This window comes from Pseudomonas sp. NPDC098747 (assembly GCF_044760045.1).
Classification (GTDB): domain Bacteria; phylum Pseudomonadota; class Gammaproteobacteria; order Pseudomonadales; family Pseudomonadaceae; genus Aquipseudomonas.
On the sequence record NZ_JBIWAL010000026.1, the window covers coordinates 39,234 to 48,567 of the forward strand.

A 9,334-nucleotide genomic window follows, 5' to 3' on the forward strand; every position below is an offset into this window, starting at 1 on the left:
GTCGCCCAGCTGCTGATTGTGCGCACTGTCCTGTCCGTGGCCGACGGCTAACTTCTGGACTTAATCCCCGATAACAGTTGGCAGGTGATCTATGCCGTTTGAAACCCCTTCGCTGCCGGTGCTGATCAAGCGCACCCAAAGCGACCTGGCCGGCGATTCGCTGCGCCAGTCCGATGCGCAAGTGCTGGCCCGCACGTTAGGTGGCGCCGCTTATGGTTTGTATGGTTATCTCGACTGGATTGCCGAGCAGATCCTGCCGGACAAAGCCGATGAGTCGACCCTGGAGCGCATCGCCGCCCTGCGTTTGAACCAGCCGCGCAAACCCGCGCAAGTGGCCAGCGGCAGCGTCAGTTTCACCGCGACCGCCGGTGCGGTGCTGGACGTCGATACGCTGCTGCAATCGAGCGACGGTCGCACCTACAAAGTCACCACGGCGCGCACCACCGCCAATGGCAGCAACAGCACCACCATCGCCGCACTCGATGCCGGCAATTTGGGCAACGCCGACGCCGGTCTGGCACTGACCCCGGTGCAGCCGATTGCTGGCATCGTCGGCAGCAGTTTCGTGGTTTTGGCACCGGGACTCAGCGGTGGCGTGGCGCGCGAAAGTCTTGAATCGCTGCGTTCGCGGGTGATCCGTTCCTACCGCGTCATCCCGCATGGCGGCTCGGCCAATGACTACGAGACCTGGGCGCTGGAGGTGCCGGGCGTGACCCGCGCCTGGTGCCGTGGCGGTTTGCTCGGTCCGGGCACGGTGACGGTGTTCATCATGCGCGACGACGATCCGCAACCGGTGCCGAACGACGAGCAACTGGCAGAAGTTCAGGACTACATCGAACCGCTGCGCCCGGTCACCGCCGAAGTGCATGTGCAGAAGCCGATTCAGGTGCCTGTGATCTATCGCTTCAAAAGCGTCAACCCGGACACCACCGCCGTACGTGCCGCTGTCGAAGCGCAATTGCGCGACCTGCACAATCGCGAAGCGGATCTCGGCGTACCGTTGCTTATCAGCCACATTCGCGAAGCGATCAGCAGTGCTGGCGGCGAATACGATCACACGCTCACCGCACCGGCCGTCGATGTGCCCGCCGGCCAAAGTGAACTGCTCACCTTCGGAGGTTGCGTATGGGGGGCATAAGAACCGCTGCGCAATATCAGGCGCAACTTCGCGCGTTGCTGCCGAGCGGTCCGGCCTGGGACCCGGAACGCGTCCCGGAGCTTGAAGAAGTGCTGCAAGGCGTCGCCGTCGAACTGGCACGCCTCGACGCCCGCGCCGCCGACCTGCTCAACGAAATGGACCCGGCCGGCGTCAGCGAACTGGTGCCGGACTGGGAGCGTGTGATGAACCTGCCCGACCCCTGCCTGGGCGCCGAACCGCTGTTCGACGACCGCCGCCTAGCCGTACGCCGGCGCTTGCTCGCAGTCGGCAGCCAAGCCGTCGGCTACTACCTCGAAATCGCCAAAAGTCAGGGCTACCCCAATGCCTCCATCACCGAGCACGAGGCCCCACGCATGGGGCGCGCGCGTTTCGGCTCGGCGCATTTCGGCACCTGGGAAGCGCAATTCATGTGGACGCTCAACACCGGCGGCCGCCTGCTGCTGGGTCGCCGTTTTGGCGCGAGTTACTGGGGCGAACGCTTCGGCGTAAACCCGGGCTCGGCGCTGGAATGCCTGATCCACCGCAGTGCGCCGGCGCATACCAAGGTGCACATCAACTATGACTAGGGAGTAGACGAGATGGATTATCCAAAGAGTGTGCCCAGCGCCGGGTTGGTGAATGGGAAGTTTGTCGATGAGAACCCGCTGATGGGGACGCCGGGGTCGTTGATTCCGGCGGAGTGGGGGAATGGGGTGACCGAGGAAATCGTCAACGTGATCAAGGCCGCAGGTCTGGATCCGGACGAGAAGAAATACGATCAGTTGTTGCAGGCGATTCAGTCCGTAACATCCAAGGGCTGGAATCAGGATCTGGCGTTGCCTTTGGTGGCATTGCCGCTACCGACGGTCGCCACCTCCGATGGTCGTTTGCCGGTCAGTCCGGCTGCAGCATCCACCAGCGGTGGCAGGGTTTCGATTGCTGCCGGTACGTTTATCAGCCTTGGTCAGGAAGTGGTGAGCGGTCAATTGGGGCGTTCACGCACTTTCGTGACGTCGGCCTGGAGCAGCGCGGATCTTCTGCCCAGCAGCCATTACTTTCTACGCGCGCAGGTCATTGGTGGTGTGCTGACGTTCTACATGCAGCGCGGTGGAATCCATGATGCGGTGCCCGAATCTCTGAAAGGGACACTCAACGGTGCTGCCGGTGGCGGTTTCCAGTCCACGGCGCTGGACATGTGCCTGGCCTGGGTGGTGACCGGTGCGCCGGGTTCCGTGCCGACGGTGCGGACCATTTACAACCGGGCACGCTTGACCTGGACACAAACCGTCAATGGCACTGGAGCAATATTCCTCCCCCTTGATCCTCATGCACGCTCCGCCCGTCTGGTTGCTGGTAACCCGACTCCATCGTCGACGGCAGTGACAACGGTTGCCTTTCCGTCAACTGGTTGGGCCGGAGGCAACTATTGCTTTCTGTCGCCCATTATCGCCGGCAGCTCCAATAACCCAGGCGGCTGGAACCCGGCCACGGTTGCACCGTGCGTGCTGTTCAGCAACAACACTGTCAATGACGTCACGGTTTCCAGTCTGGCTGCGAGCTTCGACCACGCCAATTTGCGTTCGCTCTGGCAGTGTTATCAGGCAGAGCACAACCTTGGTCAGTTGATCGCCGACAGCGATGAGCTGTTGCTGAGCATGGGCATCAAGAGCCATCCGGTCACCGACTACAGCGTCGGTATCGCGATCAACTTTTCTGACGCCGTGAACGTCCAGCTTTCGTGGGAGCTTATTCGATGATCGTTATTCAGGAGCTTCACCAGTTCGATGGCGAATTGCGTGTTCCCCAGCCTTCAACTGCCCACGACTGGGACGGCGAAAAGTGGGTGCTGAACGCGGATAAACAAAGTGTTTTGGACGAGCAGGAAACTGAGCGTCTGTGCACCAAAGTCGATGCTGCCGCCGACAACGCTCGCACAGCACTGGCCGTTGACCCACTCAAAGCCATGGAATATTCGCAGGCCGCCGCCGACGCCCAGGCTTATCAGGACGCCGGTTACCCGAAAAAAGAAGTACCGCTGTCGGTGGCAGCGTGGGTAGTCAAAGGGCGCACGGCGAAACAGGCTGCCGAGCAGATCCTCGGCAAAGCCGAGCAACTCACCGATCACCTTCTGACCCTGCGCACCCTGCGCCTCAAGGCCAAATCGCAGATCCGTGCGCAAGCGACCAAAGGCAGCATCGATCTGGCGCGAAGTGTCGCCGATGAAGCGATCGCGTCGATCCGTGAACTGGTGAGTCAACAGGTCACTTGAGACACCAGCCCGCCTCACTCAAGCCCACTTCACCGTGGGCTTTTTGTTTTCAGAAAAGACCGTGGGCGAGGTTGCAGTGGCAGCGCTCGTGCCCTGGTTCATTTGTTATTTGAGAGGAACGACCAGCTATGGATTACCCGAAAAGCATCCCCGGCGTTGGCCTGGTCAACGGCGGTTTTGTCGATGAAAACCCCGTGGCCGGAACGCCGGGCTCGTTGATCCCCGCGGCTTGGGGCAACAACGTTACACAAGAAATTCTCAACGCCATCAAGGCTGCCGGGCTGACGCCCGACGAGGCTAAAACCGATCAGTTGGCCACCGCGATTGGTGCCTTGGTCGACTTCACCAAATTGAAAAACACCCCGACCACGCTGAGTGGCTACGGCATCACCGATGCAAGCGGGCGACTGTTGGCAATCAGGCAGATCGAGACGGTTGGTATCACGGTTTACAAGCCCAGCCCTAGAGTCAAACGCGTTCGCGTGAGGTTGGTGGGGGCAGGTGGGTCTGGTGGCGGTTGTGCGCCTGTCGCTGCGAGTTATCAAACGATCGGCGGCGGCGGAGGTTCCGGTGCGTATGTGGAGAGTCTGTATGAAGTGACCCCACAAATGCTTGCGGGTGTACCCGTTTCGCTGGGTGCCGGTGGTGCTGCAAGTAACGCGGCGGGCCAGGCAGGAGGAGGCGCTTCATTCGGCACTTACATGAGCGCTGCGGGCGGTGCGGGAGGGCAATTCCTGACGTTGGCGGTGACTGCAACTGCAGTGGGTTTCATTCAGGGAGGAGCGGGAGGGCAGGCCGTTACCGGTGGCACTCTTTCCAATGCGCGTGGCATCGGTGGTGAGTTCGGGATGTACAACGCCAATTGGGGGGTACTCGCCGGGGCTGGCGGCTCTAGTCCGTTTGACGGTGGTGGCACGCGCGTGGGTGTGAACGGGAGTGGCATTTCAGGCGGGCGTGGTTCCGGCGGCAGTGGCTCCTGCTCAACCAATGCCTCCTCTTCAATACCAAGCGGCGCCGGCGGCAACGCTTTCTGTGAAATCTGGGAGTACGAATAATGGCCCGTTATGCACGAATGGAAAACGGTGTCGCGGTTGAATTGATCGATACCGGTGACTACGCGATTGATCAACTATTTGCCCCGGCCTTCGTTGAGTCAATGGTGCGGGTTCCGGAAGGTACACAAGTCGAAATCGGCACCCCAATTTGCGAGTTTCGATCGGACAATGCAGAGCAGTCAGTGGACGATAATCCAGTCGTTCTTACAGCATCAGCAGCCGACGAAATAGAGCCTGTATCAGCGGCGCGGACCTGGCGTCAGTCCAGACTGTCATCCACAGAATGGTGGGTGACGCGTCATCGCGACGAACAGGAACTGGGGTGCGGTACGACGCTCAAGGCCCAGCAATATCTGGAGCTGCTCGAGTACCGGCAGGCGTTGCGCGATTGGCCTGATTCGGATCATTTCCCGGCAGCAGTTTCCCGCCCGTCAGCACCGGTGTGGATGTAAGCGTTTATGGCTGAAGTCTTGTTTTTAGTTTTTTTAAACATGGAGAAGCGTGATGGATTACCCGAAAAGTGTGCCCAGCGTCGGTCTGGTCAATAACAAATTTGTAGACGAAGACCCAATCACCGGAACGCCGGGGTCATTGATTCCGGCAACTTGGGGTAATAGCGTCACGCAGGAAATTCTTGAAGTTATCAGAAGCTCAGGGGCTGTCGCCGACGAAGCTGATAACACTCAGTTAAGAGCAGCAATAAACACGCTGATCTCGAAGAAATTCAGCGAAAGCCTGGCCAGCCAGGAGGACGCGGAGTCGGGTGCCAGTAGCACCAAGTTGATGACACCGTTGCGCGTAATCCAGTCCATTGCGAAAAGAATCCAACAGGCGACAGAGTCTATCGTTGGCACAGCAAAAGTCGCTTCTCAGGCAGAGGTCAATGCTGGCGTAAGCGACTCGACTATTGTGACGCCGAAAAAACTCAGACTTGGGTTTATGGTGAGGTTGGGAGTTTCGGGATATATCGTTTTTCCCTCCTGGATGGGAGGGTTGATCATCCAGTGGATTAGCGGCACCGCCAGTCAGTCAGGCAACAACAGTTATGGTGATCTGAACGTATGGCCACTGGCATTTCCCAATGAGTTGTTTCTTGCAGTTGCCACCCATGAAGGTACTTCAACAGCAACGTTCTTGACGTGGAACGATACTTCAACAGTGAGTCGGAGAGTGGGCATCAATGTACGTTGTCCCGATTATCCGGGTATCTCCATTTCCGCGCGCACCATCGGAATAGGGTATTGACCATGTATTTTTTTTCTCCAGCAACTTCTGGCTTCTATCACTCGGATTTACATGGGCTGAATATCCCGGCCGATGCGTTTCAGCTAAGCGAAGGTGAGTACTGCGCTCTGGTGGCGAATGCCCCTAAAGGAACGGTTCTTTCTCTTAACAACGATGGCCGCCCGGAAAGGGTTTTGCTCGCCGTTGAAACCAGCGATGGTTTAGAACGCGCCTGGCGAAACAAGGCGCTGGAGTCGACTCAATGGCTGGTACTTCGCGATGTTGAAGAAATGGAAGTCGGCGAGGGCACAACACTGCGCACGGAGGAATTCAAAGAACTACTCGCTTACCGGCAGGCACTTCGTGATTGGCCAAACGATCCCGAGTTTCCGGATACACGCGCTCGTCCGGTTGAACCTGACTGGCTGGAAGTGTTGCAGCGCGCAAACGGCTGAGGAGTCGATATGGATTATCCAAAAAGCGTTCCCAGCGTAGGACTGGTGAATGGCAAATTCGTTAATGAAGACGTTGTCGCTGGAATGCCGGGCTCATTGATCCCGGCGACTTGGGGCAACAGCGTTACTGACGAGTTGTTGAATGTCGTCAAATCCGCCGGGCTTGAGGCGAGTGAGAGCGACCTCACGCAATTGCTGCAAGCGGTGAAAAAACTTAGCCAGGCGGGTGAAGACAAGCATGCGGCTGATGTAGGCGCAGCCAACCTTTACATGGCCAACTATGTACCAGTTATCACTGGTTTGAAGGATGGTCTGACCCTGCGCTTTACCGCCGGCAATGCGAATACTGGTGCGAGTACGTTTGCGCCGAATGGGTTGCTACCCAAACCGTTGCTAAGTTTGGGGCTGAGTGCGTTGCGGCCGGCGGAGATTGTTGGCGGCAGTTTGTGCTCGGTGGTTTACAGCATGGCGCTGGACAGCTGGGTATTGGTGTATGCGAGCGGTGGCAGTGCAACAAGCGGTCGGTTGTTGGGCGTGAAGACGTTTACTGCGTCCGGGACTTACGTGCCGACAGTAGGCATGAAAAATGCGCTGGTTAAAGTTGTTGGCGGTGGCGGTGGTAGCGCGGGGATTGGCGCTACCACCGCCGCGCAGTATGCAACCGTTGGTGGTGGCGCCTCCGGGAGTTATGCAGAAGCCTGGCTTTCTTCAACAACAGTTGGGGCCAGCCAGATCGTGACAGTGGGCGTAGGTGGCGTCGGTGGTTCGATCGCAGCTAACGCCGGAGGCGGTGGAACCAGCTCACTTGGATCGCTGGTTTCAGCGCCTGGCGGTGGCGGTTCAATCTGGATCGGGTTTACCAGTGACCCAGGTACGGGGCTGTATACCGGGGGATATCCCGGGCTCGCAGCCAAAGGAGGGAATCTTGTCAACGCCACCGGGGCTGCCGGTTCGCCGGGTATTTCCATCAATTCCTCGACCCTTGCCGGGCATGGCGCCAATTCTCCTTTGGGCAGTGGCGGTTTCGGCAGCAGTTTGTTGGGTGCAGTCGCAGCCCCCGGAACTGGATTCGGTTCTGGCGCGGGAGGCATCGCCAATGCCCCCAGCCAACCTGGCAGGCTTGGCGCAGCTGGAGCACCGGGTGTCGTAATTATCTTCGAGTACGCGGTATGAAAGTCTACGCACGTATCGTCAACAACACCGTGGTCGAACTGTTCTCGACCGAGGGTAATATGCTCGACATGTTTCATCCGGATTTGCTGTGGACGGACATCACCAATATCACTCCAGCGCCTCAAGTCGACTGGGCAGCAAACTTCGGCACCCTTGGCTGGGTGTATTCGTCGCCACAACCAACTGTCCAGGACAATACTCTGAAAACTCTGGCAAAGAAATGGCTGGCAGGCATCAGGCGCCAACCATGATTCAATCGGCGCATCCAGGGAGGACTACGCATTATGCAAATAACTGAAAACAACCTTTTAACCATCATGCCCAACGCCCGCAGCCAAGCGGGCGTTTTTGTTTCTGCGCTCAACAGCGCCATGGCTAACCGACGCATCGACACGCCCAAGCGTGTCGCTGCATTCCTCGCGCAAATCGGCCACGAGTCGGGGCAACTGCGCTACGTACGTGAGTTGGGCAACAACCAATACCTCAGCAAATACGATACCGGCACCTTGGCGTTACGTCTGGGCAATACGCCGGAGGCAGACGGTGACGGACAAAAGTACCGCGGTCGCGGGTTGATCCAGATCACCGGCCGTAGCAACTATCGTCAATGCAGCCTCGGCCTGTTCGGCGATGAACGTTTGCTGGCCTTGCCGGAACTGTTGGAAAAACCGCAGTGGGCCGCTGAGTCTGCTGCGTGGTTCTGGGAAAAGAATGGCCTGAACGAACTGGCCGATCGCGATCAGTTCAACACCATCACCCGCCGCATCAACGGCGGGTTGAACGGCCTGCAGGATCGCCTCGAAATCTGGGCGCGAGCGAGGGCGGTGTTATGCCTGTCTCCTGGCGAGTGATCGGCATAGCGTTGCTGGCCCTGGGGGGCGCGGCGCTGGGCTGGCAGTTTCAGGACTGGCGCTATGGTCGGCTACTGGCCGAACAGGCTCGGTTAAACACAGAAACGCTTAATCAACTGACCTTGACGGCCGCCACCGCGCAACAAGCCGAGCAGGATAAACGTCTGGCACTGGAGCAGCGGCTCGCGGCCAGTGAACATACCCACTATCGAGCGCTGAGCGATGCCCAACGTGATCAGGATCGCCTGCGCGATCGTCTTGCCACTGCTGATGTGCGCCTGTCAGTCCTCCTCGACGCTGGCGACGTTGCCGCAGGCTGTGGAGTGCCAGCCGCCTCCGGCACCGGCAGCGTGGATCATGCAACCGTACGCGCCCGACTTGACCCGGCGCATGCTCAACGAATTGTCGCCATCATCGACGAAGGCGATCGCGCACTGATTGCCTTGCAGGCCTGTCAGGCCTATGTCAGAGCGTTGGCGCCCGAACATTTTGAATAAGCTTGTGTATTGAAAGCGCAACCGGCTCGTGTACGGTGGTACGCATTCCACACGATCCGGAGAGCACCGTGAAAGAGATCACTCAACTGGCAGCCGAGCTTGGCCGACGCCTGCAAGTGCTCAATGCCCACGTCACCACCGCCGAGTCTTGCACCGGCGGCGGGATTGCCGAAGCCATCACGCGGATTCCGGGCAGCTCGGCGTGGTTCGAAGCCGGTTACGTGACGTACTCCAACCGGCAGAAAACCCAGCAACTGAATGTGCCTGCCGAGCTATTTGGCACAGTGGGCGCAGTCAGTCGCGAGGTGGTCGAGGCGATGGTGCGGGGTGCGCAGACGCATAGCCTGGCGCGGTTCGCCGTGGCGGTCAGCGGCGTGGCCGGGCCTGACGGTGGCACGCCGAACAAACCGGTGGGCACCGTGTGGCTGGCCTGGGGCGTTGGCGATGCGGTTTCCAGTGAAGTGCAGCACTTCGCGGGCAATCGTGACGAAGTCCGCCGACAAACGGTGAAGGCCGCGCTAGAAGGGCTCATGCGACTAGCGGCACGAGAAAACGAAAATCAGGGGTAGGCGATCCGCGAACGCTGTGGAATAATACTGGCTACTTATACAGGTGTTGGCCGTCAGGCCTTATTGATTACGTGAGGACTTTAATGGACGACAACAAGAAGAA

Annotated in this window: 12 protein-coding genes and 1 pseudogene; all 13 read left to right on the forward strand. The window is 59.0% G+C overall.

Going from position 1 to position 9,334, the window contains the following annotated elements; translation table 11 throughout:
• Positions 1-91 precede the first annotated feature (91 nt).
• Entirely contained in the window at positions 92-1,138 is a 1,047-nt protein-coding gene (locus ACIQVE_RS17025) for a baseplate J/gp47 family protein (RefSeq protein ID WP_402810359.1), read from the forward strand.
• On the forward strand, positions 1,126-1,725 hold the full coding sequence (locus ACIQVE_RS17030; RefSeq protein ID WP_115146408.1) for a YmfQ family protein: 600 nt from the start codon (positions 1,126-1,128) through the stop codon (positions 1,723-1,725). Before ACIQVE_RS17025 ends, ACIQVE_RS17030 begins: the two co-directional genes overlap by 13 nt.
• A 12-nt stretch (positions 1,726-1,737) precedes the next feature.
• Positions 1,738-2,895 (forward strand): phage tail protein, encoded by a 1,158-nt coding sequence (locus ACIQVE_RS17035; protein ID WP_402810361.1) that lies wholly within the window; start codon positions 1,738-1,740, stop codon positions 2,893-2,895.
• Positions 2,892-3,407, forward strand: a complete 516-nt coding sequence (locus tag ACIQVE_RS17040) for a phage tail protein (protein ID WP_402810363.1) — start codon at positions 2,892-2,894, stop codon at positions 3,405-3,407. The genes ACIQVE_RS17035 and ACIQVE_RS17040 overlap by 4 nt, the downstream gene beginning before the upstream one ends.
• Positions 3,408-3,535: 128 nt before the next feature.
• On the forward strand, positions 3,536-4,462 hold the full coding sequence (locus tag ACIQVE_RS17045; RefSeq protein WP_402810364.1) for a hypothetical protein: 927 nt from the start codon (positions 3,536-3,538) through the stop codon (positions 4,460-4,462).
• The gene (locus ACIQVE_RS17050; RefSeq protein ID WP_402810365.1) at positions 4,462-4,914 is read left to right on the forward strand and encodes a phage tail assembly chaperone; all 453 of its coding nucleotides are present in this window, start codon (positions 4,462-4,464) and stop codon (positions 4,912-4,914) included. The genes ACIQVE_RS17045 and ACIQVE_RS17050 overlap by 1 nt, the downstream gene beginning before the upstream one ends.
• 52 nt (positions 4,915-4,966) lie before the next feature.
• A pseudogene (locus ACIQVE_RS17055) lies at positions 4,967-5,174 on the forward strand (hypothetical protein); the annotation flags it as partial.
• A 535-nt stretch (positions 5,175-5,709) separates the two neighbouring features.
• Positions 5,710-6,141 carry a phage tail assembly chaperone gene (locus tag ACIQVE_RS17060; RefSeq protein WP_402810367.1) on the forward strand — a complete coding sequence of 144 codons (432 nt, stop codon included), beginning with the start codon at positions 5,710-5,712 and terminating at the stop codon, positions 6,139-6,141.
• A 9-nt stretch (positions 6,142-6,150) separates the two neighbouring features.
• The gene (locus ACIQVE_RS17065) at positions 6,151-7,314 is read left to right on the forward strand and encodes a hypothetical protein (protein WP_402810368.1); all 1,164 of its coding nucleotides are present in this window, start codon (positions 6,151-6,153) and stop codon (positions 7,312-7,314) included.
• The gene (locus ACIQVE_RS17070) at positions 7,311-7,565 is read left to right on the forward strand and encodes a hypothetical protein (protein WP_402810369.1); all 255 of its coding nucleotides are present in this window, start codon (positions 7,311-7,313) and stop codon (positions 7,563-7,565) included. The genes ACIQVE_RS17065 and ACIQVE_RS17070 overlap by 4 nt, the downstream gene beginning before the upstream one ends.
• A 33-nt stretch (positions 7,566-7,598) precedes the next feature.
• Positions 7,599-8,165 carry a glycoside hydrolase family 19 protein gene (locus ACIQVE_RS17075; protein ID WP_402810370.1) on the forward strand — a complete coding sequence of 189 codons (567 nt, stop codon included), beginning with the start codon at positions 7,599-7,601 and terminating at the stop codon, positions 8,163-8,165.
• Positions 8,144-8,662, forward strand: coding sequence for a lysis system i-spanin subunit Rz (locus ACIQVE_RS17080; protein ID WP_402810371.1), 519 nt, complete (start codon positions 8,144-8,146; stop codon positions 8,660-8,662). The genes ACIQVE_RS17075 and ACIQVE_RS17080 overlap by 22 nt, the downstream gene beginning before the upstream one ends.
• Positions 8,663-8,730: 68 nt before the next feature.
• Positions 8,731-9,231 (forward strand): CinA family protein, encoded by a 501-nt coding sequence (locus ACIQVE_RS17085; RefSeq protein ID WP_402810373.1) that lies wholly within the window; start codon positions 8,731-8,733, stop codon positions 9,229-9,231.
• The last annotated feature ends 103 nt before the right edge of the window (positions 9,232-9,334 follow it).

Bases quoted from the DNA above. Each gene is read 5' to 3' on its own strand.
- ACIQVE_RS17025 (WP_402810359.1), top strand. From the start codon at position 92: ATGCCGTTTGAAACCCCTTCGCTGCCGGTGCTGATCAAGCGCACCCAA.
- ACIQVE_RS17030 (WP_115146408.1), top strand. From the start codon at position 1,126: ATGGGGGGCATAAGAACCGCTGCGCAATATCAGGCGCAACTTCGCGCG.
- ACIQVE_RS17035 (WP_402810361.1), top strand. From the start codon at position 1,738: ATGGATTATCCAAAGAGTGTGCCCAGCGCCGGGTTGGTGAATGGGAAG.
- ACIQVE_RS17040 (WP_402810363.1), top strand. From the start codon at position 2,892: ATGATCGTTATTCAGGAGCTTCACCAGTTCGATGGCGAATTGCGTGTT.
- ACIQVE_RS17045 (WP_402810364.1), top strand. From the start codon at position 3,536: ATGGATTACCCGAAAAGCATCCCCGGCGTTGGCCTGGTCAACGGCGGT.
- ACIQVE_RS17050 (WP_402810365.1), top strand. From the start codon at position 4,462: ATGGCCCGTTATGCACGAATGGAAAACGGTGTCGCGGTTGAATTGATC.
- ACIQVE_RS17060 (WP_402810367.1), top strand. From the start codon at position 5,710: ATGTATTTTTTTTCTCCAGCAACTTCTGGCTTCTATCACTCGGATTTA.
- ACIQVE_RS17065 (WP_402810368.1), top strand. From the start codon at position 6,151: ATGGATTATCCAAAAAGCGTTCCCAGCGTAGGACTGGTGAATGGCAAA.
- ACIQVE_RS17070 (WP_402810369.1), top strand. From the start codon at position 7,311: ATGAAAGTCTACGCACGTATCGTCAACAACACCGTGGTCGAACTGTTC.
- ACIQVE_RS17075 (WP_402810370.1), top strand. From the start codon at position 7,599: ATGCAAATAACTGAAAACAACCTTTTAACCATCATGCCCAACGCCCGC.
- ACIQVE_RS17080 (WP_402810371.1), top strand. From the start codon at position 8,144: ATGCCTGTCTCCTGGCGAGTGATCGGCATAGCGTTGCTGGCCCTGGGG.